A 25,108-nucleotide genomic window follows, 5' to 3' on the forward strand; every position below is an offset into this window, starting at 1 on the left:
ACTTCCGGTGGGGCAGCGCCTGTAGCTGCCCCACCGCACGCGTCCCGCCTACTCCCCGTCCAACGCGGGCTGCTTCGCCGCCGCCTTGCGGCCACGCGTCTTCCGTACCGGACGCCAGGCCTTCAGCTCCTCCACACCGACCTGGTGCTTGCGGAGCTGGTTCTCGTACTCGGCCTCCAGCTCCTCCGCCGGTACGTCACCCCACTCGTCGTCGTACTCGCCATGCCACTGCTTGACCCACGGCATGACCTCGTGAAGGCCGGCGAGCAGCGGAACGATCCGCTCGGAACTCCAGCCGTCCCGGGTCGTGCGGGCGGCCAGCAACTCGAAGAGGGCCTGCGCCTGATCCTTGTGGTCCCAGCCCGCCCACCCGAGCATCAGCGTCGAGTCGCTGTCGGGCCCGGCCTCGGGGTACGAGATGAACCGCTCTTTGGGCACGTCGAGCTTGCCGCGGTTCGACCAGTAGGAGGCGCGTACGAAGTCGGCGGACGTGTACTTGGGCGGTACGGCGATGTCGAGCCGCTGCTCCGTCCTGTCCTCCTCGCGCTGCTGCCGCCAGACCTCTTCCCACTGGGCGCGCTTGCGCAGGCCGGGGTCCTTGTAGCGCATGGCTGCGAGGTAGGGCACGTGCTCGTCGGCAATCACCTCGGTCAGTATCTGCGCGAGGGGTAGGTCGGGCTTGTCGAGGTGATCGGAGGCGTAGAGCGCGGCAACGGCAGTGAAGTCCTCGTCCGTACTGAGCTGATCGGCAAGGTAGTTGACGGTCATCGGCCGGGGTCGCTTGAGCCCTTCCCGAACCTCATACCACAGCTCGGACTTCTCGCACCGGTCCAGCAACCAGTTCCGCAGCGCGACCCGCTCCTTCTTCTCCCACGGCTCGGCAGCCCACCGCCGCTTGCACTCAGGTCGCTCGATGAGAGCGATGTCCTTACGGGAGTTGATGATGTCGATACGCGCCTGAACGATGTCGCGGTACCACTCGGGCCAGTGGGCGGGGATCTCGGTGACGGGGGTGGAACCGTGCCGCGTGAACCAGGCGGTCTCCGCCTCCCCTGCGGCCACCTTCCGCGCGAGCACGATCTCGAAGGCACGCTCTCCGAGGCGCACTTCGGGCAAGGCGGCGTCCCGATCGGGCGCAACAGTTCGAGCCACCTCCGACGTCGTGAGCAAGCCGTACTGACCGTAGACCTCCCAGTCCAGCTCTTCCTGCTTGGCGATCATCCTGCTCCGCGTGGAGACGTAGCTGGAATGTGCCTTATCCAGCGCGCTCCGAATGGGAGCGCCCACTTCGCTTACAGCAGAGGGCTCATGCTTCGCCATCTTCTGAGCGAGAACATCCAACTCCCGTCCGATCTCCAACGGCAGTCGCTCCGGTAGAGGGAAATCCTGAAGCTTGGTACCGGTGAATTCATAGCGTTCTTCCCAGTCCTCGTCCTGCAGACCGCGCCCCAGACCACTGCCCCCCTTGCCCTGACTGACCTGCTTCAGCCAGAAACAAGCAGTCGAAGAATTCAGCACCCCCAACAGCTCCAGGTGCTCATCCTCACTAGCCCCCTTGGGAAGCTTGATAATCGGAGCGGAGCGGTTAAAGAGCTTCCCACCCTCATCCAGCACAAAGTGGTTATGGGTGGCCACAAAGGCGAAGGTTAGAGTCTTTTCACTCGCCCCTTCATCCTTCGGAAACTGATGCCATTCGTACCATGGACGACCTTCCTCGAAGTAAGTGTTCCTTGCAAAGGTTGCACGATTTCCGAGTTCGGTTCGAAGCGGCCAGAGCCAAGCTTCGAAACCTGCGACCCCACCAAGGCCCCTCAGATTTCGATCCCCATCATAGGGAAATAGCACCCAGCTACGCGCATCGATTCGCCAGTCGCGCACCTCATCGCCGACCGCGAATGCATTGGCGAAGTCAATTTCGACTCTTCGAGCAGAAAATGCGCGCTTCGGGGCAATCATTGCCTCATCTCCCCCCAGGACGCCAAAAAATCCAACCCTGAAGACAATGTCTTTCAGCCTTTTGCTTGCTTTTCTCTCGACGGCAGCGAATAGTTCTGATGCCCCCCCACCACTCACCGACCAGGGGTGCGAGCCAAACGTTGAAGCAGACACGTTCTGAACAGAAATCCACTGGGACTCCGAACCCGGAATTTCCACCTGCTGGACAATCGCCCGCCAGACCGCCCCCTGGGCCGCGTCCTCCGGCTGCGAAGACTCACCCCGCACACCAAGTACCGCTCGAAGGACCCGATCCGGATTGGGCACACGATTCCGACCAACAAGGATGACAGTCGGCGTCCCATGCCCCGGAATAAAGGCCCCAGAAGTATCGATCACATGAGACAGCTCAACCCGATTCCAAAAGACATCCTGAATGAGCTTCTTCCCGAACTCCCTCTTCATGAACGAATTCGCAGTGATCTGCCCCACAAATCCGCCACCACCCGCACGCCCACCAGCACCCTTCACCGCCAGCTCAAACAACCGCTGAGCAAAGGGCACCGACAACGCATACTTACCCGCGCAAGCGTCGTACGACAGCCGGTAATTCTCGTTCTCCTGCTTATCCTTAACCGTGATATAAGGCGGATTCCCCACCACCACGTGATAAGATCCCCGCCCCAACAAATCAACCCGCTTCGCGTACTCCCACACATCCTCCGTCGAGTAAGCGAACGCCCCCTCCTCACGCCCGATCTGCACCTCGGCGAACAACGTGTCCAAGTCCGTCTGGATACCCGCCGCATCCCGCCCGTGCAGCAACGAGTCCCCTACCGCCACGTTGATCGGGAACGGTGGCGCGTCCTTCAGCCGCCGCACTCCCGCCGCCCGCATGGCAGCCACCAGCAGCCGGAAGCGTGCAATGCTCACGGCGAACGGATTCTTGTCGCAGCCGTGCACGGACTCCAGGGACCGGCGCACCAACGTCCATAGATCCGTGCCCGGCTCGGCGGCGCGCCACTTGTCCAGCAGCCGATGAAAGATGCCCAGCAAGAAGTGCCCGGATCCGCAGGCCGGGTCGATGGTGCGCAGGCCACGCCGTTCCTCGCCATCCGGGCCCTCCCATACCGGGTTGAGACCAAACGCGTCCGTCGAAACCGCCGGCTCCAGCGTCAGGTCGAGAATGAACTCCTCGACGAACTCGGGCGTCTGGAGGAGCGCGTACGTCTTCCTCGCATGTTCGCTCAGATCCTGGTAGAGGTCGCCCAGGAAGCGCGTCTCCCTATTTCGGTCCTTGAAGACGTAGATGGACCTGAAGTCGTGGCGAATCTCCCCCTCTGCGCCCCACCGCCGCCAGAAAGACAGCAGCTCGGTCGCCGCCTCGTAGCTGGGCGTGATGTCCCACAGGGGGTTGTGGGCCCTATCGAAGAGCCCCGCCGCCGTATCGTTGGCCTTCGCGATGTGCTCGAAGGCCGCGAACAGCCAGTCTCGGTTGTTGAGAGTCGGATTCTCACGGAAGTACGCCTCGTGCCGGGCCTCGGCCTCCGCGAGCCGCTCCCCCGGGCCGGCGATGAAGGGCTCGTCGATGAGGCCGTTGTCCTCGCAGAAGCGGACGAAGACGCAGGCCAGGGCCCAGGCCGCCGCGGACTGGGTGACCCGCTCGTCGCGCCAGGCACCGTACGTCGCGGCGGTGCGGCGGGCCTCGCGTGCCTGCCGGTACTCGGCCTCCAGGCGGTCGCGGATCTCGTCCACGGACTCCGTGCGCGCCCGCAGGTCGTCCTCCAGAGCCGCGACCTGCCGCTTGAGGTCCTTGAGCAGGGCCGCCGGGTCCACACCAGCCTTGACGTCCGTCACTTCCGCATCCTTCTTGTCGCACTGCGCGTTCCTCACGGCTCTCCCGACCACCGTGGCCGTCCGCGCTCGAATGCCAATCCTGCCAGGCCACACCCGGTGAACGCAGGGCTCCTCTCCTCCCGGAAACGCTCTCTTTCCCACCGATCACGCCGATAAGGTGATCGTCGTGACGGCTCCGACGACTTCCGCCGCCCCGCCACCGGCCTTCCGGGCGGCAAGCGGCCATCACTACCACTCGGCCAGGCTGGCCGCCGCCGACCGGTTGACCATCGCCGCCGACCATTCGGCGGGGCTGGCCGCCGAATGTGCGATCAAGGCGATCCTGCTGGACTACCTGGGTTCCCGGCTCAACGACAAGCAGCGGCCCTACAACGGTGATCTGGAGCTGAGCTCGCATCCGAACCCGCCCGGCGGGAAGTGGCGCAAGCAGGACCGCAAGGAGTACCTGCACGAGCATCTCCCCGACCTGTGGGGACAGTTGACCACGATCCTCGACCGTCGGCGAGCACGCGAGACAGGGGTCCTCTTTCTACGGCTGATCGGGCACAACCCGTTCCACGACTGGGACGTGTCCGGAAGGTACGGCGACGGTACAGCGATCAGCGACGCGGATCTCGACCGGCACTTACGGGCGGCGTACGACCTCCTCGCCGCTCACGAACAGGCACGCGTGCTGGGAACGGGGGCCCTCGCATGACCACTGCCAGCGCAGGCTTCGACAGTTCGTGGCTGGCAGCTCAGAAGGTGGCCGAGGACGCCGCGGCGCTCGGCCGTGACGTCGTACTCGCCCGTGACCTGCTCGGCCGCTCCTCGCTCCTCATCGACGACATGAGCGAGCGGCTCGCACCGGACTCCCCCGAACTCAGCTCCCTGCGTGAGCGGTTCGTCGAGGTGACCCGGCCGTTCACCGGACTGGAGCCGGTACAGACCGCGCGCTCCATGTTCGCGCCGGAGCTGTTCTTCACCGCGCCGGAACTCACCGAGGTGAGCCCGCGCGCCGACGGCGTCGGCAGGATCTGCACACTGGAACGCACGGTCGTCGGAACCGACTGGCTCCAGCGCGACGACGACAGCGCCTCCGGCACGCCGGTCTCCCGGCGGGACCGGCGGGTGGCCCTGTACGGGTTCAAGGGCGGTGTCGGCCGCTCGACCGCCACCGCCGTCCTCGCTCGCCACCTCGCCGACCTGGGCCGGTGCGTGCTCGTCGTCGACCTCGATCTGGAGTCGCCCGGTGTTTCCAACCTCCTCTCGGACGAGGCGGGCAGACCGCGGCACGGCATCGTCGACCACCTCGTGGAAGCCGCGGTCGGCAATGCGGACAACCTCGAACTCGTCGGGCGGGCCTCGCTGCTGAACCACCACGGCAACGGGGAGGTGTTCCTCGCCCCGGCCTGCGGACTTCCGCTGGAGGGGCAGACGTACAGCTATCTGTCGAAGCTGAACCGCATCTACACCGATCTCCCGGCCACCGGCGACGGCGCGCCGCCGCGTCCCTTCGCCGTCCGGCTGGAACAGGCCATCGCCGCATGCGAGGACCAGGTCGAGTGGCTCGCCCGGCGCCCAGACCACGTACTGCTCGACAGCCGCGCCGGCATACACGACATCGCCGCCGTCACCCTCACCCGCCTCAGCGGACTCGCCCTGCTGTTCGCCGTGGACAACCCGTCGACCTGGGAGGGCTACCGGATGCTGCTCTCCGAGTGGCAGCGCCGACCGGACCGTGCACGCGAGCTCCGGGAGAGGATCAGGATCGTGGGGGCGATGTTCCACTCGGCGGGCGACACCGAACGGCTCGGCGTGCTCCGCAAGAACGCCTACGACATGTTCGTGGACACCCTGTACAACCTGCCCGACGAGGACGAGCCCGAGCCGTTCTACACACCCGAGGGCCAAGTGGACGACGCCCCTTACGCTGCGATCCCCATCCTCTTCGGCAACGACCTGGTCGGACTCGATCCGCTGCGCAGCCGCCGCTGGCCCGAGCTGCCCTTCGTGGAAGCGGCGTACAGCAAGTTCACGACTACGGTGGAACGCCTGCTGCCCGACCCGCACGAGGACGCGTGATGAGCGAACCGACGCCCGCCGACTACCGCAAGCTGCTCATCGAAGCGCTCGGCTCGGCTCCCGACGCGAACACCACCGGTCCCGGTCTGCGGACCCTGTTCACTCCGTCCTCGCACCGGCTGGCCCTGGATCCGGACGTCACCGTGGTGCGCGGAGCACGTGGTACGGGCAAGACGTTCTGGGCCAAGGCACTGGTCGACGAGCGGCTCAGGGAGATCGCCGCCGCCTCGTACATGATGCCCCGGCTCCGCCGCACCAGGGTGACCACGGCGTTCGGGCTGGAGAGCGAGGAGCCGGGTGAGCCGCCCTTCCCGTACAAGCGGACACGGGAGAAACTCGTCGAGGACGGGGCGGCCCCGGACGAGCTGTGGGCGGCGATCGTCCTGATGGCCCTGAACGTTCCGGAGATCCGCCGCATCGAGGGCTGGACCGACCGTGTCCGCTGGACGCGGGACAACCCGGAGGCCTACGACGCGGCGATCGCCGCAGCCGACCGGGAAAGCCGCGAGCGCGGCGAGACCCGCGTACTGCTCTTCGACGCCCTCGAGCACCTGCACGGTGTACGCGAACAGACGGACCGGCTGCTGTCCGGGCTGTTCCGGCTGGCGCTGGAACTGCGCCTGACCACCGGCACCCTGCGGGCGAAGATCTTCGTACGGCCGGACATGTACGAGAACACACCGAAGATGTTCCCCGACGCGTCCAAGCTCGGCGCGAACGCCACGGACCTGGAATGGAGCCGGGAGAACCTCTACGGGCTGCTCTTCCACCAGTTGGGCAACCACACCACTCCCGAGGCCGAGAAGTTCCGCGCGGCGACCGGCACCTGGCGGCAGGAGGACGGCCGTCACGTCGCGCCCGTCGACGTCATCGCCGACCGGAAACGACAGGAGGAGGTGTTCGTCACGCTCGCCGGGCCGTTCATGGGGACGGACCGGCGTAAGGGGCACACGTACACCTGGGTGCCGAACCACCTGCAGGACGGCAAGGGCCGGGTCAGTCCCCGGACCTGGCTGAAGGCTCTCTGCAAGGCAGCCGTGCTGACCGGCGAACGACACGCGGGACACCCGGTCCCCCTCCACTACGACGCCATCCGCGAGAGTCTCAGCTCGGCCGCCGACAGCAGGGTGGCCGAACTGCAGGACGACATCGGCTGGGCGGCCCTCGCGGTCGAGCAGTTGGAGAACACCCAGGTCCCTCTCCAGGCCTCGGCCGTCCACTACGCATGGCACCAGGGCTCGTTGGTCAGCAAGGTACGGGAACAGCTCAAGGACGAACGCTCCGGCAGCGGTCCACGGGATTTGGAGAACCCCGTGGCGTTGCTGGAGGAACTCATCGAACTGGGTGTGATGACCAGGCGCAGCGGAGAGGCGATCGACCTGCCGGACATCTACCGGCTGGCGTTCGACATCAGCCGCAAGGGCGGTGTACCCCGCATGCCCGTCAACTGACACCGGACTGCAGTCGCCGGGCGGGACCCTGTGTCCCGCCCAGCAACCTGTTACCTCAGGTCAGCTGTCGACCAGTCGTCATATAGGGACTCGGTACTCATCGCCCCGCCCCGCGCCGCGCCGCGCGTTCCGCGCAGCCTGCGGGGGCTGCTCGCCGCTCAGCGTGGCGAGCACGAGGTCGCGCTGTCCGCGGAAGCTGCGGATGACCTGCTGGCGGACAAGGTCGGTGCTCGTGCCGGTGGTGCCGATCTGGCCCGTCTCGACCAGGCGCGTGAACAGCGTGTTGTCCAGATAGGCCGGGACGTTCCTGTAGCCGAACCCGACCGCGCCGCCCCGCCCGTCCTTCAACCGGGCGTCGTCGCGCAGCGATTCGAACTGCCGGCGGGAGAAGTACATGCCGTGGATCATCTCCGTGACAGGCGGGCCTCTTCTCGCCGTCTACGCGGGCTGTTTGAGGAACCCCCCGGCCAGGTAGGCCACCTCGCCGTCATTGCGCAGCGCCTGGACCGTCTGTCCGTCCAGGTGCGGGTCCTGGGTGCGGGATTCCATCGGGCACAGGAGCCACAGGCCGTGCGGCCCCTCCGACGGTCGACGGGCAGCTGCCTGGAGAGTGACCAGGAACGCACGGCCCCCCTCGTCCCAGTACCGGGCGATCAGTCCTGCGTCATGGAGGAAGAGCACGGTGCGCGGCTCGGCGGAGCGGGTGGCCAGGTCATCGGCGACCCGCTGCCACACGACACGGACGAACGTGGCGAGGCCCGGCTTCACCCGGCCCGGCGCGGAGGCCGCGTCCGCGCGCAGGACTGTCCGCCAGTCCTGACCCTTCTCCTCGACGAGCCGCCTGAACTCCCGCAGGAACAGCGCCCCGAGATCGACGGGCACCACCGGAAAGCGGGCGGCGATCATCTTGGCCGTGCCCTGCAGGCGGGCGGCCTTGACCGTCAGGGCGAGGAAGCCGCCGCGGCGGACGCTCTCGGAAAGCTGCTCGCGCAGCCCACCGTGCGGGTCCTCGGGTTCGCGGCGCACCACGGACCGGACCGGAGGGAGCATGCTGGTGGCCGAACCAGTGGAGGACCAGGGGCCGGTCGAGCGCGGCAGCGGAGGCAGGAACCGGCCGGCCTCGTCGTCGTGCCGCAGATCGAAGCGAGCAGTCTGGAGCGCGTCCTCCAGCACCACGGGAGTCGGCTCACGGCCGTCCGCCAGGAGATCCAGGTCAGGGAATCGGGCTCGCACCCGGGCGACGAGTTCGGTGGCGGTGATCCCCCGGTCCGGTCGCACGCCCGCGCCGGCCTGCGAGATACGCAGCGCGCGTTCCAGGCTCAGGTCACGCCTGTACAGCTCGAGGCGGGGGGTGTGGCGCACCACGGCCGAGGCCACGGCGGCGGCCAGCTGCACCAGACGGGTGTCGGCGAGCGGCGCGAAACCCTCCGGGACAGGCACCGCGCGCAGCTCCCGCACCACCTCGGCGCGTCCCGGCAGAGGCTCCCGACCGGCGAGTTTCTCCGCACATGCACCCAACTCGGCTGCGTAGTCGGCCAGTTCGCGGGGGTTCGGGTCGTCGGTGCCGGGCAGGGACTCGGATGCCAGCAGCACCGTGTCGCCACGCCGGTGCACGGCGAGGCGGGGTTCGTGTCCCTCCTCCTCACGGGTCTCCGCCTCGACCGCGGCACGGACGACCGCCAGCGACCGGGCCAGCACCCGGTCGACGGTGTCGTCCTGCGCGCCGTGCAGGGCACGCAGTTCCTGCGCGGCCTGCGAGGCGGTCATCACGCGGCCGAAGTTGGTGACGATCTCGACCAGTTCGGTGCACACCGCCTGCAGCCACCCGGCCTCGGCCCACCGCTTGATCTCGGTGCGGTGGTGGCGGGAGACCGGCGGCTGTTTGATGCCCAGGTGTTCGGCTATCCGCGCCTGCACGGGCCAGGGGCCGAGCGGCGACAGGCCGCCGTCCTCGGGCGGCAGGCCGAGGGTGAGGCGTACCACGTCGGTGCGGTGCGAGCCCTTGCGACCGGGCGGCGGAGTCAGCAGGTCGACCATGTCGTCGATCGACAGGATGCCGGTGACGCCGGCCTGCGCTTCCTCGTCCTTCTCCGGAGAGGCAGCCTTACGCGCGGCCGGTACAGCGGCCTTGCCCCGCAGGGCGGCCACCCACTGGTTGCGGCGGCGGTTGAGCTCCTTGCGCACCAGCGGGCCCGCGCCACGGGCCTTGGAGATCACGGATGGCTGGACGTCCAGCAGCTGGCCCACCGTGGTGGCGCCGAGACCCGCGGCGACCGTGACCGCGCGCGGCGACAGGCCGGCCAGCTCCAGCTCCGTGCGGGCCTCGGCGGCCAGGGCCGCCCTGTCCCGGGCCTGCTCCGTGTCCTCCGCCTCGGTGCCCACCGTGGAGGGGGTGGTCGGCGGCCGGTCCGTGTCGGCGTCCCGGAACACCTTCTGCCAGGCGTCCTTCATCTGCCGCAACGTGTCGAAGCGGTGCTCGATGTCACGGTGCAGGGCACGCCGGAAGAAGGCGGTCAGACCGGGCTGCAGGGGCCGGTAGAAGAGCTCACCTGCGATGTACAGCTCGGCGGACTCGTTGGTGGACGGGTCGATGCGGCCATCGCCCCACAGCGGGCGCTCGCCGCTAGCCATCTCGTGCAGGGTGACGGCCGCGGCATAGCGTTCGGCGTGGTCGTCGAAGTGCGGGCGGCGCACCGAGCCGAGGAACGGGTCGAGATAACCGCGAGTGCCGGCCTTCACGTCGCGGTCGGAGGCGTCCGTCAGCGAGAAGTCGAACAGCTTGAGCTGCCAGGTGAAGTCCTTGCGGCGCTGGATGCCGAGGTTGTCCGGCTTGATGTCCCGGTGCCGGACGCCGTGGGCGGCGAGCTGGTCGAGGGCGAGGAACAGGTCCTCGCCGAAGCGTTCCAGTTCGTCGTAGCTGAGCTGGCCCTTGCCGCGCAGCCGGGCGCCGAGGGACTGCTCGCCCGCGTACTCCAGCTGCAGGACCGTACGCGAACCGATCTCGCGCAGGCCGTCCCCGCGAAGCTGGACGACAGCACCTCCGCCGACCAGCTTCAAGGCGCGTTCCTCCGCGCGCAGCCGGTCGGCCTTCTGCTCGTCGAGGGCCACCTTGAAGACGCGTTCCTCGACGCGGATCGTGCCGTCGTCGTCCTCCACGGCGCGCTCCACGAGCAGGGCGCGGGCCGTGGCCCCGGTGCCGAGGACCCGGCGTACCGACCATTCCTCGTCCAGGGCCTGACCGGGCAGCGCCTCCAGCGGGTCGACGGTCGGTGCCGCCGCGGAGTCGGGTGCGGCGCCGGCCCGTTCCGCCTCGTCGAGGAGGTCCAGGAACTCCTCCGCGGAACTGAGTCGGTCGTTGACATCGGCGCGGGTGGCTCTGAAGACCAGTGCGTCGAGCGCGTCGGAGACGCCGTCGGCGACCGCGAACAGGTGCAGACCCGACTCGGTGCGCAACCGCTCCTTGAGGACGCTGCGCTGCGGGGCCGGCGGCTTGCCGGTCAGGATCAGGTAGGAGACGGCGCCCAGGCCGAAGATGTCCAGGTCCCCGGGATCCGGGAAGGGCTGGTCCGTCTCGGGGGCGAGGTAGACATGGGCCGCGTCCTCGATCAGCGCAGCGTCCAGCGCGGAGCCGCCGATGGACCGGAAGAAGGTGGCGTTGCTGTCGAAGTCGCGGGCCGCGGTCTGCCAGTCGGTGATGCGCAGCTCGGGGTGCGCCCCCTCGCCCCGGAAGGACACGTAGACGGAACGCGCCGCCAGCGCGCGGTGGTACAGGGAGCGGCTGTGGGCGTACCGGACGGCCTCCGCGAGCTGGCGTACGAGGTCCAGGCGGGTCTCGGGGGTGAGCTTGCCGCCGTAGGTGTCCAGGTACTGGTCCAGGCGCAGGTCGGTGTGGCGGTGGCGGAAGAGGATCGCCGGCCCGCCCTCGTGGTCCCGCAGCTCCATGGCGTCGGCGATGCCGCGGTGCGTGATGCCCTGGAGGACCTGGTACTCGCGGCGTGCCGCACGCTGCGTCTTCTTGCGGTCCGCTTCCGTCGCGCCCTGGCTGACCAGGTAGATGCGCACCCGGCCCTCTTCCTGGGCGAGACCGTCGTCCCGCTTGGCGAGGCGGTCCTCCCAGGACGCGCCCGCGTCGAGGGGATGCGGCTCCATCTTCCAGGCGTCGCCGAAGCGCAGATGACCGGTGGACTGCCGGATCCCGATGGCCTTGAGCAGCTGCGGCAGCCGGTGCCGGGAGAACTCCTCCGTGACACGCCGCTCGGGACGCTCTGGGGGCAGTCCGAGAAAGTCCTGCCAGATGCGGTTCAGACCGCTCGCTCCGTCGTCGCGCCCGTACACGCGGATGCGCTGGACATCGTCGAGGTGGCTGTCGAGGTCGGGAGCCGACAGGAAGACGGCCGGTTCGATACGTGGAACCATGCGGTCGCTCTGATAGAGCTTGCGGGCGGCCCACTGGAGCTGGCTGCGCAGTTCCTTGGACTTGAGGTCGTTGAAGTGGAGCGGGTTGTTGAGGGTGCGGGTGCGGTCCTTCCCGCGGAAGTTCCAGGTCGAACCGGTGTTGTGGAGCTCACCGGGATGACTTTTGATCTCGACGAGGAAGAGGCCGGCGGGAACCGCGATCAGCAGATCGCATTCGTTGACCCGACCCGACTGGGCGGTGAAGGAGAAGGTCGCCCAGGCACGGTACGGCTCGGCGGCCGGCATGAGACGCCTGACATGATCCAGCGCGTCCTGTTCCCAGGAGTAGGGAGAGGGACGCTCCTGGAACCACTGCTGGGCGGGCTTGACCGGCCCCGGCTTGGGCACGGCCGGACCGGGTGTCCGCCGCGGGTCCCCTCCCGTTGCTGCCACTGCGTCGGCCTCCTCACCGAGTCGTCCCTCAGGATCCGACAAATCCCTGGTGGAGCCTACCGCCATGCACTGACAGCACGGTTTCCCGTGAGGCCGGCCATGCAACGGAGAGGTAGCGCACGGGACCCTTCGAACGCGGGCTCTGCTTTGATCTTCTGCCACGAGCTCCGCGGTCGCCCGTCCCCGGCGACCGGCGGCAACCAGCACATAGCTGGTGCCCCGCGAGGAACTTACTAGGACATAAGCGGCAACTCGACCAGATCAAACGCCCTCTCAGAGCCCGCATGTTCGCCGCCTGGGGCGTCGCCCTCGGCTACTTGTCACTTCGTGGCAGACCCCTATGGCCTACTGGCCCCCCGGGCGCGGGTATTCCTCGCGGTGAGGGATGTCCGCGCACGCGAGGCGGGAGGGGCAGGGCGGACCACTCCCGCGGGTGGGAGCGGGTGAAGGCTGCGAAGTGCCGTGCTGTAGGGGTGAGTTAGGAGAGTTGCCTGCCTCGTGATGTGGGGTAGCTTCGGGCGACAGGACTGTGCCGGCATCTGGGCGCGTTCTGTATCCGCCCTGTGCCCAGCGGTGACTTCCCCAGCGTGCCGCCGCCGACCGACCCGCTCAAAGCCTGGCTGGTAGGCGACCTTCCCGCACCTGATTACTCGTCAGAACATGCGTCAAACATGCGCCGCATGCGTCAAGATATCGCCCGTAGCGCCCACAACGCACATCACACACATCACCCAAAACAGCTGGTCAGGAGCCCTTTCCGGCAGGCTCAAGAATCGCCACGCACTCCACGTGCGACGTCATCGGAAACAGATCGAACGCCCGCAGCGTCCGCACCCGGTACCCGCCCTCCCGGAAGTACCCGAGGTCCCGCGCCAGTGCCGCCGGGTCGCAGGCCACGTAGGCGATACGGCGTGCTCCCAGTGACGACAGGTGCTGAACGGTCTTCCGGCCGGCCCCCGCCCGGGGCGGGTCGAGGACGATGAGGTCGACCTCGGTGATGCCGGTGCGCGGGAGGACGGCTTCGACCTTGCCCTGTTCGATGCGTACGCGGTCGAAGTCGGCGAGGTTGTGGCGGGCGTCCTCGACCGCCCGTTTTCCGGACTCGATGCCGAGGACGGCACCCTTGTCGCCGACGCGGTCGGCGAGGGCGCCGGCGAAGAGGCCGACGCCGCAGTAGAGGTCGAGCGCGGTGTCGCCCTTGCGCGGCAGCAGGCCCTGCATGACGGCCCTGACGAGGGTGTCGGCGGCCTTGGGGTGGATCTGCCAGAAGCCGCCGTTGCCGACGCGGTACGTACGGTCGTCGGCGCGTTCGCGGACGAAGGGGCGACCGTGGACGCGGTGGACCCCGCCGTCCTTCTCCCCCACCCGCATCACGCTCACCGGCTTGTCCAGTTCCACGATCGGCAGGCGTGCGCCCGGCCTCGGCGTCAGGATCACCTGACGGTCCTGCGAACCCGTCGCGGCGATCGCGTCGATGGCCGCCATGCCCGTCCAGTCGCGCTTCTCGATGCCCAGTTCGGACACGCCCGGCGCCGCGATCATGCAGTGGTCGATGGGCTGGACCTCGTGCGAGCGGTGGCGGCGCAGCCCGGCCCGGCCCGAGGCGTCCACCGCGTACTGCACGCGCGTACGCCACGCCGGAACCTCGCCCGCCGGAAGCTTGTCGCCCTCGGCCGGCATCACCGTGCCGTCCCAGCCCGCCTCCTCGGGCGTGAGGCCCGCCAGGTGTTGCAACTGCTCGGCGATGACCTCGCCCTTGAAACGGCGCTGGGCGCCCGGCTTGGCGTGCTGCCAGTCGCAGCCACCGCAGCGCCCGGGACCGGCGTACGGGCAGGGCGCCTCGACGCGGTCCTTGGAGGCCACCAGCACCGACACCGCGTCCGCCCGCAGGAAGCGCGCCCCCTCCTCGCCCTCCGTCACCCGCGCCACGACCCGCTCACCGGGCAGCGCGTGCCGTACGAACAGGACCTGGCCCTCGGACGTACGGGCGATGCAGTGGCCACCATGGGCGACGGAGCCGATCTCGACCTCGTACTCCTCCCCCACCAGCGATTTCTTCGGTTCTGCCTGCATGGCGGGGTGACTCCACAACATCGAATAGAGAACGGCCGGACAACAGCCCACCAGTCTACGTGGGTGCCGTCCGGCCGTTGACCACAAGCGTCAGCTCTTGTCGGGCGAGGACTCCGTCGTCGACACCTTGGTCGACACCTTGGGCCGCTCGTCCGCCGGACCACGCCGTACCGAACCCGGCGCGTTCCACTCCTGACGCTTGCGCGCCCGTCGCTTGGCGACCTCGGAGGACTCCAGCTGGTAGGGGACGGAGGTCACCATGACGCCCGGCGTGAAGAGCAGCCTGCCTTTGAGCCGGAGTGCGCTCTGGTTGTGCAGCAGGTGCTCGTACCAGTGGCCGACCACGTACTCGGGGATGATGACCGACACCGCGTCGCGCGGGGACTCCTTGCGCAGGCCCTTGACGTACTCGATCACCGGCCGCGTCACCTCGCGGTACGGCGAGTCGAGGACCTTCAGCGGTACGTCGATGCCGCGCCGGTTCCACTCCTCCTGGAGTGCCTTGGTCTCCGCCGGGTCGACGTTGACGCTGAGCGCCTCGAGGGTGTGCGAGCGCAGCAGCTTGGCGTAGGCGAGGGCGCGCAGCGTGGGGCGGTGGATCTTCGAGATCAGCACCACGGAGTGGACACGGGAGGGGCGCACGACGTCGTCGCTGGGCCCCTCCGGTGCCGCGATCTCCTCGGCGACCCGGTCGTAGTGCTTACGGATCGCCGTCATCGTCGCGTAGAAGATCACCATGCCGAGCAGGGCCACCCAGGCACCGTGCGTGAACTTGGTGACCAGGACGACGACCAGCACCAGGCCCGTGAAGAAGGCGCCGAAGGTGTTGATCGCGCGGGAGCGGATCATGTGGCGCCGCTTGGCCGGGTCCTTCTCGGTGCGCAGATACCGGTTCCAGTGCCGGACCATGCCGGTCTGGCTGAGGGTGAAGGAGACGAACACACCCACGATGTACAGCTGGATCAGACGGGTCGAGTCGGCGCCGTAGATCCACACCAGGAGTCCGGCGGCGCCCGCGAGCAGGACGATGCCGTTGGAGAAGGCGAGGCGGTCGCCGCGGGTGTGCAGCTGGCGCGGGAGGTAGCGGTCCTGGGCGAGGATCGAGCCGAGCAGCGGGAAGCCGTTGTACGCGGTGTTCGCGGCCAGGAAGAGGACCAGAGCGGTGGCGGCGGCCAGCAGGATGAAGAAGAACGTATTGTCGCCGAAGACGGCGGCCGCGACCTGCGAGATCACCGGGTCCTGGACGTAGGAGTCACCGACCGGGGAGCCGTCGCGCAGCAGGTCGTGCGCGGGGTTCTCGGCCATCCGTACGTCGGTGGCCATGGCGAGGCCGATGATGCCGCAGAACATGGTGACCGCGAAGAAGCCCATGAGGGCCAGTGTGGTGGCCGCGTTCTTCGACTTGGGCTTGCGGAACGCCGGTACGCCGTTGGAGATCGCCTCGACGCCGGTGAGCGCGGCACAGCCTGAGGAGAAGGCGCGCAGCATCAGGAAGACGAGGGCGAAGCCGGCGAGGCCCTGGTGCTCGGCCTTGATCTCCAGATCGGCGGTGGGCGCCCGCATGGTCTCGTCGAGGACGAGCCCGCGGAACGCGCCCCAGGCGATCATCGCGAAGACGCCGACGACGAAGACGTACGTCGGGATCGCGAAGAGCTTCCCGGACTCCTTCACGCCGCGCAGGTTCATCAGCGTGAGCAGCACGATGATGCCGACCGCGCACAACACCTTGTTCTCGACGAAGAAGGGGATGGCCGAGCCGAGGTTCTCCACGCCGGAGGAGATCGACACGGCGACGGTGAGGACGTAGTCGACGAGGAGCGCGCTGGCGACGGTCAGACCGGCCTTGGGGCCGAGGTTGGTGTTCGCCACCTCGTAGTCGCCGCCGCCGCTCGGGTACGCATGCACGTTCTGCCGGTACGACGCCACCACGGTGAACATCAGCACGACGACCGCGATGGCGATCCAGGGACTGAAGTGGTAGGCCGACACGCCCGCGATGGAGAGGACCAGCAGTACCTCGCCCGGTGCGTACGCCACGGAGGAGAGCGGGTCGGAGGCGAAGACGGGGAGTGCGATGCGCTTCGGCAGGAGCGTTTCGCCCAGCCGGTCGCTGCGCAGCGCCCGGCCGATCAGAATCCGTTTGGGCACGTCGGTCAGTTTGGACACGGAGAGGATCGTAAGCGCCCTGAGTGGTTCTGGGCACATCCGGGTGAAATCCCGGCGGGCCCCAGGGTGAAATCTGTGCGGCCCCCACTGCGAAGTGCGCCACGTCACGCATCCTCCGGCCTAATGGACGGCGTCCTCATGTCTATATGACGAATCCCGTCCCTTCGGACGAATCCCGTCCCCTCGCCCTTGGAGGCCCCATGCAGGCCGCGACCGCGGAGCTGATCGGCGCCCTGGTGTCACTTGTGGGCCTCGGTGTCCTGACGATGATCAGCGTCCGCCGGATCAGCCGACGACGGCCCATGATGTGACCCGGACGTGCATGGGGGTGCCCTGGACAGACCGCGCGTGTGTAGCTTGGGCGGCGGTCTGAGACCCTGTTTTTCGACGACTTGACGCTTCGGCGCTTTGGCGTTTCGGCTGAACAACAGCTATCGACACCGGAAGGACGGTCGTGCACATCGTCATCATGGGCTGCGGGCGAGTGGGATCCACCCTCGCCCAGACCCTGGAGCAACAGGGGCACACGGTCGCCGTGATCGACCAGGACCCCACGGCCTTCCGTCGTCTGGGCTCGGGATTCGGCGGCCGTCGCGTCACCGGCGTCGGCTTCGACCGCGACACGCTGCGCGAGGCGGGCATCGAGGAGGCGGGCGCGTTCGCCGCCGTCTCCAGTGGTGACAACTCGAACATCATCGCCGCCCGCGTCGCCCGCGAGATGTTCGGCATCGAGAACGTGGCGGCGAGGATCTACGACCCCCGCCGCGCCGAGGTCTACCAGCGTCTGGGCATCCCCACGGTCGCCACGGTCCGCTGGACCGCCGACCAGATGCTCCGCCGGCTGCTGCCCTCCGGGAGCGAGCCGCTGTGGCGCGACCCCACCGGCGGCGTCCAGCTCGCCGAGGTGCACGCGTCCTCGGCCTGGGTGGGCCACAAGATCAGCAAGTTGCAGGAGGAGACCGGCGTCCGCGTCGCCTTCCTCACCCGTCTGGGCGAGGCCATGCTGCCCTCCTCCCAGACGGTGCTCCAGGAGGGCGACCTGGTGCACGTGATGATGCGTACGGACGACGTGGAGAAGGTCGAGGCCTCCTTCGCCGAGGGCCCCGACGAGGAGGGCGGTCACTGATGAGGGTCGCCATCGCCGGAGCCGGCGCGGTCGGTCGCTCGATCGCGGGCGAACTGCTGGAGAACGGCCACGAGGTCCTTCTCGTCGACAAGGCGCCGACCGCCATCTCGGTCGAGCGCGTCCCCCAGGCGGAGTGGCTGCTGGCCGACGCCTGCGAGATCACCTCGCTGGACGAGGCCGCGCTGCAGCGCTGCAACGTGGTGATCGCCGCGACCGGCGACGACAAGGTCAACCTGGTCGTATCGCTGCTCGCGAAGACGGAGTACGGCGTCCCGCGCGTCGTCGCCCGCGTCAACAACCCCAAGAACGAGTGGCTGTTCAACGAGTCCTGGGGTGTGGACGTCGCCGTATCGACCCCCCGCCTGATGTCGGCCCTGGTGGAAGAGGCCGTGAGCGTCGGTGACCTGGTCCGGCTCCTCCGCTTCAGCCACGGCGACGCGAACCTGGTGGAGCTGACCCTGCCCCCGGAGTCGGCGCTGGCCGGCACCCAGGTCGGCGAGGTGGAGTGGCCGGAGGACACGTCCCTGGTCACCATCATCCGGGGTACCCGCGTCCTCACCCCCACCCCGGACGACTCCCTGGAAGCGGGCGACGAGCTGCTGTTCGTGGCCGCGCAGGCCCGAGAGGAACAGCTGGAGGACCTGCTGTCGGTGCGACGCGAGGACGCGACGAGCTGACGCGGGAGAGCGACATACGACAGGGGCGCCCGGAGATCTCCGGGCGCCCCTGAAAATCGCGGGGCGAAACTCACTCCCCGGCGGCAGCCGCCCGCTCCGCGGCCTTCCGCTCCTTCTCCGCCCGCTCCTCGGCCTCCATCTCCGCGAAGACATCGATCGGCGCCGGCGCCTTCGCCAGGAAGACCCACGTCAACCACACCGCGAGCAGGAACGGCGGAATCTTCAGCGCGACGAGCACCCAGCCGAGCTGCTCGGTGTCGGCCCACCAGTACAGCGGGAAGAGGATCGCGCACTTGGTGAGCAGAATCAGCCCCCAGGCGTAACTCGCCTTCGCGTACGCCTTCTTGCGACCCGGGTTACGGGTGCGCCAGGAGAGGTTCTCCTTGAAGACCGGGCCGAGCATCAGCCCGATCAGCGGCACTCCCGCGACCGTCGTGATGATGTACGCGAGCCCGAGGCCCAGCGTGTACAGCATGCCCGGCAGATAGAAGTCCTTCGCGTTGCCCGTCATCATCGCGAAGACCACACCGAAGGCGACCCCGAAGACACCGCTGAAGGCGTGCTTGACGGTGTCCTTCATGACGAGCCGCACCACGACCAGCAGGATGGAGACGCCGAGGGCCGCGATGGCCGCCGAGTGCAGATCCTTGTTGATCGTGTAGATCGTGACGAAGAGCAGACCCGGCAGCACGGTCTCGACCATGCCGCGCAAGCCACCGAACGCCTCGAACAGGGCCGCCTCGGTCACCGCCTTGGAGTCGTGCGGACCGTCCTGGACACCCTGGGCGTCCTGGACGTCGCGCTGGGCGTCTTCCGTCGGCTTGTCGAGCGACGTCACCGGCTACTCCCGTCCGAGCGGTCTGAGTTCGTACTTCGGGTTGAAGAGCACCCTACGGCCCCGGCTCATCGAGATCCGACCGGATGCGATCAGCTTGCGCCCCGGCTCTATGCCGACGATGGAGCGCCTGCCGAGCCACACCACGTCCAGAGCGGCCGAACCGTCGAACAGCTCGGCCTCCAGGGCCGGGACACCGGCCCTCGGGCGCAGCGTGACCGTGCGCAAGGTACCAGTAACCGTCACTATCTGTCGGTCGTGACAGTCACAGATGCGCGTACAACCCGCGGTGTCCGCGTCCTCGCGCAGCTCCTCGGACTCCAGGTCCGTCTGGGACGAGGAGAGCCGGTCGAGCATGCGCCGGAACCGGCCCGCCGGCTTCTCGGAACGAGGAACAGCACTCATGGCAAAAAGCCTACCGGGGCTCGCCGACAGTGCCGCACCCCCGTGCACCGACGACCGCTCACTTCTCGAACGCTCACTTCTTGAACGCTCACTTCTCGAACCGGTACCCCATCCCCGCCTCGGTGATGAAGTGCCGCGGACGCGACGGGTCACCCTCCAACTTGCGGCGCAGCTGGGCCATGTAGACCCGGAGGTAGTTCGTCTCGGTCCCGTACGACGGCCCCCAGACCTCCTGGAGCAGCTGCTTCTGGCCGACAAGGCGTCCGGTGTTGCGTACGAGGACCTCCAGCAGGTGCCACTCCGTGGGGGTCAGCCGTACGTCCTTGCCGCCGCGGTTCACCTTCTTCGCGGCCAGGTCCACGGTGAAGTCGTCGGTTTCCACGATCACGTCGGCCTCGTCGCCCCCGACGGGCTCGGCGCGGCGGACGGCGGCGCGCAGCCGGGCCAGCAGTTCGTCCATGCCGAAGGGCTTGGTGACGTAGTCGTCGGCGCCCGCGTCCAGGGCCTCGACCTTCTCGTCGGAGGAGTGCCGGGCCGACAGGACGAGGATCGGTATCCGTGTCCAGCCGCGCAGCCCTTTGATCACCTCGACGCCGTCCATGTCGGGCAGCCCGAGGTCGAGGACGACGACATCGGGGTGGCGGGATGCGGCGAGCCGGAGGGCGGTGGCGCCGTCGTGGGCCGCGTCGACCTCGTACTGGCGCGCCTTCAGGTTGATCACGAGCGCGCGTACGATCTGCGGTTCGTCGTCGACCACGAGCACCCGGGTCATGTGGTTCGCCTCTCTGCCCATGCGGCCGCGCCTTCCGACGCGCCCGCGTCCGTCGCGGCGGCCGATTCCGCGGCTACGGCCGACTCCACTGCGGTGAATGACTTCCCTGCCCCGGCTGTTCCCACCACGGCACGCGATCCCGACCCGACCATCCCGGAGCAGCCGTCCGAGCCGCTCTCCGCACTGGTCCTCGCGGCCCGCACCGTGAGGACCATGGTGAGGCCTCCGCCGGGGGTGTCCTCGGCGTCGAGCGTGCCGCCCATGGCCTCGGCGAAGCCCCGGGCCACCGCGAGGCCCAGGCCTACGCCGGCCCCGCGCGGGGCGTCGCCGTAGCGCTGGAAGGGCTCGAAGATGTGTTCCTTGGCCTGGTCGGGGACGCCGGGGCCGCGGTCGGTGACGCGGACCTCGACGCGGTCGCCGACCGCGCTGGCGGATACGAAGACGGATGGGCCTGCCGAGCCGGGCGGGCTGTACTTGACGGCGTTCTCCACGACGTTGGCCACCGAGCGCTCCAGCAGCCCGGGGTCGACGGCGACCATGGGCAGGCTCTCGGGGATCTCCAGCACCACGCCGTCCTCGGGTACGCCGCCGAGAGCCATCGGCACCACCTCGTCGAGGTCGATCTCGCGGATCAGCGTGGTGACGGTGCCGGTCTGGAGGCGGGACATGTCGAGGAGGTTGCCCACGAGGTGGTCGAGCCGGTCGGCGCCCTCCTCGATGCCTTGAAGCAGCTCGGCCTGGTCCTCCTCCGACCAGGCGACGTCGTCGGAGCGCAGGGACGACACGGCGGCCTTGATCCCGGCCAGCGGGGTGCGCAGATCGTGGCTGACGGCGGCGAGCAGCGCGGTGCGGATGCGGTTGCCCCCGGCCAGCTCCTTGGCCTGGCCGGCCTCGTGCTGCAGGCGCTGGCGGTCCAGTACGACGGCAGCCTGAGCGGCGAACGCGGCCAGCACCCGGCGATCCTCGGCGGGCAGCACGCGCCCGGTCATGGCGAGCGCCATGTGATCGCCGACCGGCATGTCCACGTCCGCGTCCTCCGGGCGGTCCACCACCTGCCGGGGGCCCACGCTGCCCGCGCACGTCCATGGGTCCACGTCGCTCTCGCGCTCCAGCAGGGCCACCGACTCCATGCCGAAGGTCTCCCGGACCCGTTCGAGGAGCGCCTCCAGACTCGTCTCGCCCCGCAGCACGCTGCCCGCGAGGAAGGACAGGATCTCCGACTCGGCGCGCAGCCGGGCCGCCTGCTGCGTACGGCGGGCCGCGAGGTCCACCACGGAGGCCACCGCCACCGCGACCCCTATGAAGACCGCGATGGCGACGATGTTCTTCGGGTCGGCGATCGTCAGGGTGTGGACGGGCGGGGTGAAGAACCAGTTGAGCAGCAGTGAGCCCAGCAGCGCGGCGGCGAGCGCGGGCAGCAGACCGCCCAACAGGGCCGCGGCCACCGTCACCGACAGGAACAGCAGCATGTCGTTGGCGAGGCCGAGGTCGGCCGCGACGTTGGTCAGCAGCAACGCCAACAGCAGCGGCCCGGCCACCCCGACGAGCCAGCCCCAGATCATCCGGGCCCGGCCGAGCCGCGCGCCGCGGGTGACCGGCAGCCCGCGTCCCTTGCCGACCTCGTCGTGCGTGATCAGGTGGACGTCCAGATCGGGGCCGGAGTCCCGCGCCACGGTGGCCCCGACGCCCGGTCCGAACACGTACTGCCAGCTCTTGCGCCGCGAGACGCCCAGCACTATCTGCGTGGCGTTGACGCCGCGGGCGAAGGCCAGCAGCGCGGCCGGGATGTCGTCGCCGACGACGTGGTGGAAGGTGCCGCCGAGGTCCTCGACGAGGGTGCGCTGGACGACGAGCTCCTTGGGCGAGGCGGAGGTCAGGCCGTCGCTGCCGGCGATGTAGACGGCCATGACCTCGCCGCCCGCGCCCTTCTCGGCCAGCCGGGCGGCCCGTCGGATCAGGGTCCGCCCCTCGACCCCGCCGGTCAGCCCCACCACGATGCGCTCGCGCGAGCCCCAGATCCTCAACACCTGGTGCTCGCTGCGGTACTCGTTCAGATACTCGTCGACCCGGTCGGCCACCCACAGCAGCGCCAGCTCCCGCAGCGCGGTCAGGTTCCCGGGCCGGAAGTAGTTCGACAGCGCGGCGTCGACCTTGTCCGGCTTGTAGATGTTGCCGTGCGCCATCCGCCGCCGCAGCGCCTGCGGCGACATGTCGACCAGCTCTATCTGGTCGGCCCGGCGCACCACCTCGTCGGGCACGGTCTCGCGCTGCCGTACGCCGGTGATCGACTCGACGACGTCCCCCAGCGACTCCAGATGCTGGATGTTGACGGTGGACACGACATCGGTCCCGGCCACGAGCAGCTCTTCGACGTCCTGCCAGCGCTTGTCGTTGCGGGATCCTGGGACGTTGGTGTGCGCCAGCTCGTCCACGAGAGCCACCTTCGGCCGCCGGTCCAGCACGGCGTCCACATCCATCTCGGTGAACACCGCGTCCCGGTACTCCAGCTCCCGGCGCGGGATCTGCTCCAGGCCGTGCAGCATCACCTCGGTGCGGGGCCGGCCATGGTGTTCGACGAGGGCCACGACGCAGTCGGTGCCCCGCTCGACCCTGCGGTGCGCCTCGGAGAGCATCGCGTACGTCTTGCCGACGCCCGGTGCCGCACCGAGGTATATCCGAAGCTTCCCGCGTCCCATGGCCCCATGTCTTCTCGTGACCGCTGCCTAAGCAGCGTCGACCTTACGGCCAATAATCACGGCAAAGGGGACGGGGAGCGGGCCGGAAGCCGTCTTTGACGGAACCCTGATGCCCGTGATGCCCGGCCCGGCGCCCGCTGCCGCCCATCGGACCGCGAGCACGACAATGGGCCGCACCCTCAGGGGTACGGCCCATCAGTTGCGTACGAACGGCTACCGGCAGTTGCGTACGAACGGCTACCGGACCTCGGTGATCTCCGGCCCCCGCTGCAGCTGTCCCATCCCGCCGGAGAAGCGGGAACCGCTCTGCTCCTCCTGCTGGACGCCCTCGGGGACCATCTGGGCGTCGTTCGGCAGCTTCAGGACGATGGGGTCGCGCGGAGCCATGGGACCGTCGCCGCGGACGACGACCGTGTCCCGGAAGATCTGCTCCAGCAACCCGGCCGTCTGCGGCTCGACCGCGCCCCGGCCGGAGATCACACCGCGCAGGAACCAGCGCGGCCCGTCCACGCCGACGAACCGGACGACCTGGAAGCCACCCGTGCCGTCCGGCAGCTGCACCGGCACCTGGGCACGGAGCTCCCAGCCCAGCGGGCCCTCGACCTCGTCGATGACACCGCCCTGCTGGGTGATGCCGCTGGCGATCTCCTCGCGCACTTCGCCCCAGATGCCCTCACGCTTGGGCGCGGCGAATGCCTGCAGCTGGACCGCGCTGTCGCGCAGTACGACGGTCGCCGCGACGATCGCGTCGCCCGCGACCTCGACCCGCAGCTCCATGCCGTCGACCCCGGGCACGAAGATGCCGCCCAGGTCCACGCGGCCCTCGCCGGGCTCGCGCACCTCGGAGCTGTCCCACGGCCCGTCGGGCCGCGGCTCGGGCTCGAGCCGCACGCGCTCGCGCTCGACCTCGTCCGCCTCAGTGTCGACTTCTCCGGCTACGCCGTCGACCTGCTCGGCCTCGCTCGCCGCGTCCGCCGCGTCCTCAGCGGAACCCTTCTTCTTGCGACGTCCGAACACGTCACTGTCCTTCCCGGTCGGATACGACCGAAGCGTATCGATTCCCACCCGTTTTGCCGCCCACGGCGGCATGACCGCCGGTGGACCCGAAGCCCCCCTCGGCCCGCGCCGAGTCGGGAAGCTCCGCCACCTCCTGGAAGCGAACCTTCTCGACCTGCTGAACGACCAGTTGGGCAATCCGGTCGAAGCGCTCGAACCGCACGGGTTCATGCGGGTCGAGGTTCACCACGATCACCTTGATCTCCCCACGGTACCCGGCATCAACCGTCCCTGGGGCATTCACCAGGGCGACACCGCAGCGGGCGGCGAGACCGGAACGAGGGTGCACGAAGGCCGCGTACCCCTCCGGGAGCGCGATGGACACCCCCGTGGGCAGAACGGCCCGCTCGCCCGGCTTCAGTTCACGGCTCTCGGTGGTGCGCAGATCGGCGCCCGCGTCACCGGGATGCGCGTAACCCGGCAGCGGAACATCCGGGTCGATGCGCCTGATCAGCACATCGACAGGCCTACGACCACTGCTGCTACTGCTGCTGCTCACGGGTTCACCTCGAAGGCACGAGCCCGCCGGAACTGGTCCGGGTCGTCCATGGCCGCCTGGATCTCCTCCTGGCGGCCGTGGTCGATGAAGTGGTCAACTTTGACTTCGATGAAGAGCGCGTCGGCGCGGACGGCGAGCGGCCCGTCGGGGCCGCCGATGCGTCCGGTGGCGGTCGCGTAGATCTTCCGCCCGGCCACCGCAGTCACCTCGGCCTGGAGATGCAGCACGGCGTCGACGGGCACGGGCCGCACGAAGTCGGTCTCCAGCCGTCCGGTCACCGCGATGGTGCGCAGCAGCCAGTTGAGCGAGCCGAGGGCCTCGTCGAGGGCGCTGGCCAGTATCCCGCCGTGCGCCAGACCGGGCGCCCCCTGGTGCGCGATTTTCACCGTGAACTCGGCGGTGAGGGACACCCCCTCACCGGCCCGGGCCTCCAGATGCAGCCCGTGGGGTTGCTCGCCACCGCAGCCGAAACACTGCCCGTAGTGCGCGCCGAGCAACTCACCGGGGGCGGGTGCCTCGGGGTGCCGTACGGGCGCCGTGGCATCCGCCGGGGGTTGCAGGGCCGCGGAAGTACCTCTCACAGCCGCAGACCTTACCCGTCCGTCAGCGTCCGGCCATCGTCCCTCCGGACAGGGTTTCCCCTCGGGC

Annotated in this window: 17 protein-coding genes; 5 read left to right on the forward strand and 12 right to left on the reverse strand. The window is 68.9% G+C overall.

Annotated elements, in window-relative coordinates:
* Positions 1–48: 48 nt before the first annotated feature.
* The gene (gene pglX / locus CES90_RS08350; protein WP_189780606.1) at positions 49–3,792 is read right to left on the reverse strand and encodes a BREX-2 system adenine-specific DNA-methyltransferase PglX; all 3,744 of its coding nucleotides are present in this window, start codon (positions 3,790–3,792) and stop codon (positions 49–51) included.
* Between the two features lie 166 nt (positions 3,793–3,958).
* Between pglX and CES90_RS08355 the strand changes: the two genes are divergently transcribed.
* The 3 genes from CES90_RS08355 to CES90_RS08365 are packed head-to-tail and all read left to right on the forward strand — an operon-like array spanning position 3,959 to position 7,307.
* Positions 3,959–4,489, forward strand: coding sequence for a hypothetical protein (locus tag CES90_RS08355; RefSeq protein ID WP_189780607.1), 531 nt, complete (start codon positions 3,959–3,961; stop codon positions 4,487–4,489).
* The gene (locus CES90_RS08360; RefSeq protein ID WP_189780608.1) at positions 4,486–5,856 is read left to right on the forward strand and encodes a KGGVGR-motif variant AAA ATPase; all 1,371 of its coding nucleotides are present in this window, start codon (positions 4,486–4,488) and stop codon (positions 5,854–5,856) included. Before CES90_RS08355 ends, CES90_RS08360 begins: the two co-directional genes overlap by 4 nt.
* A complete protein-coding gene (locus CES90_RS08365) occupies positions 5,856–7,307 on the forward strand; it encodes a hypothetical protein (protein WP_189780609.1) in 1,452 nt (483 codons plus the stop codon). The genes CES90_RS08360 and CES90_RS08365 overlap by 1 nt, the downstream gene beginning before the upstream one ends.
* A gap of 78 nt (positions 7,308–7,385) precedes the next feature.
* Here CES90_RS08365 and CES90_RS08370 read toward each other — a convergent pair whose 3' ends face one another.
* The 4 genes from CES90_RS08370 to CES90_RS08385 form a co-directional block, all read right to left on the reverse strand.
* Positions 7,386–7,715 carry a hypothetical protein gene (locus CES90_RS08370; protein ID WP_208921410.1) on the reverse strand — a complete coding sequence of 110 codons (330 nt, stop codon included), beginning with the start codon at positions 7,713–7,715 and terminating at the stop codon, positions 7,386–7,388.
* A 30-nt stretch (positions 7,716–7,745) separates the two neighbouring features.
* Complete coding sequence (gene pglW / locus CES90_RS08375) at positions 7,746–12,155, reverse strand: BREX system serine/threonine kinase PglW (RefSeq protein ID WP_229913554.1); 4,410 nt, start codon at positions 12,153–12,155, stop codon at positions 7,746–7,748.
* A gap of 744 nt (positions 12,156–12,899) precedes the next feature.
* Complete coding sequence (locus CES90_RS08380) at positions 12,900–14,228, reverse strand: class I SAM-dependent RNA methyltransferase (RefSeq protein ID WP_189780611.1); 1,329 nt, start codon at positions 14,226–14,228, stop codon at positions 12,900–12,902.
* Positions 14,229–14,318: 90 nt separating this feature from the next.
* The gene (locus CES90_RS08385) at positions 14,319–16,394 is read right to left on the reverse strand and encodes an APC family permease (RefSeq protein WP_189780612.1); all 2,076 of its coding nucleotides are present in this window, start codon (positions 16,392–16,394) and stop codon (positions 14,319–14,321) included.
* Positions 16,395–16,848: 454 nt separating this feature from the next.
* On the opposite strand from CES90_RS08385, the gene CES90_RS08390 reads away from it, so the two are divergent.
* Both CES90_RS08390 and CES90_RS08395 read left to right on the forward strand, forming a co-directional pair.
* Positions 16,849–17,520 (forward strand): potassium channel family protein, encoded by a 672-nt coding sequence (locus tag CES90_RS08390; RefSeq protein WP_189780613.1) that lies wholly within the window; start codon positions 16,849–16,851, stop codon positions 17,518–17,520.
* A complete protein-coding gene (locus CES90_RS08395; RefSeq protein ID WP_037700769.1) occupies positions 17,520–18,197 on the forward strand; it encodes a potassium channel family protein in 678 nt (225 codons plus the stop codon). The genes CES90_RS08390 and CES90_RS08395 overlap by 1 nt, the downstream gene beginning before the upstream one ends.
* 70 nt (positions 18,198–18,267) lie before the next feature.
* On the opposite strand, the gene CES90_RS08400 is transcribed toward CES90_RS08395, so the two are convergent.
* The 7 genes from CES90_RS08400 to CES90_RS08430 form a co-directional block, all read right to left on the reverse strand.
* Positions 18,268–19,035, reverse strand: coding sequence for a DUF3159 domain-containing protein (locus CES90_RS08400; RefSeq protein ID WP_189780614.1), 768 nt, complete (start codon positions 19,033–19,035; stop codon positions 18,268–18,270).
* A 3-nt stretch (positions 19,036–19,038) separates the two neighbouring features.
* Positions 19,039–19,437, reverse strand: coding sequence for an OB-fold nucleic acid binding domain-containing protein (locus tag CES90_RS08405; RefSeq protein WP_149827837.1), 399 nt, complete (start codon positions 19,435–19,437; stop codon positions 19,039–19,041).
* A gap of 88 nt (positions 19,438–19,525) precedes the next feature.
* The gene (locus CES90_RS08410; RefSeq protein WP_189780721.1) at positions 19,526–20,209 is read right to left on the reverse strand and encodes a response regulator; all 684 of its coding nucleotides are present in this window, start codon (positions 20,207–20,209) and stop codon (positions 19,526–19,528) included.
* Positions 20,206–22,905, reverse strand: a complete 2,700-nt coding sequence (locus CES90_RS08415; protein WP_229913555.1) for a sensor histidine kinase — start codon at positions 22,903–22,905, stop codon at positions 20,206–20,208. The genes CES90_RS08410 and CES90_RS08415 overlap by 4 nt, the downstream gene beginning before the upstream one ends.
* 237 nt (positions 22,906–23,142) lie before the next feature.
* A complete protein-coding gene (locus CES90_RS08420; protein ID WP_149827835.1) occupies positions 23,143–23,922 on the reverse strand; it encodes a DUF3710 domain-containing protein in 780 nt (259 codons plus the stop codon).
* Position 23,923: 1 nt separating this feature from the next.
* Positions 23,924–24,460 (reverse strand): dUTP diphosphatase, encoded by a 537-nt coding sequence (gene dut, locus CES90_RS08425; RefSeq protein ID WP_189780615.1) that lies wholly within the window; start codon positions 24,458–24,460, stop codon positions 23,924–23,926.
* Entirely contained in the window at positions 24,457–25,041 is a 585-nt protein-coding gene (locus tag CES90_RS08430; RefSeq protein ID WP_189780616.1) for a PaaI family thioesterase, read from the reverse strand. Before CES90_RS08430 ends, dut begins: the two co-directional genes overlap by 4 nt.
* Between the last annotated feature and the right edge of the window lie 67 nt (positions 25,042–25,108).

Source organism: Streptomyces capitiformicae (assembly GCF_002214185.1).
Taxonomy (GTDB): domain Bacteria; phylum Actinomycetota; class Actinomycetes; order Streptomycetales; family Streptomycetaceae; genus Streptomyces; species Streptomyces capitiformicae.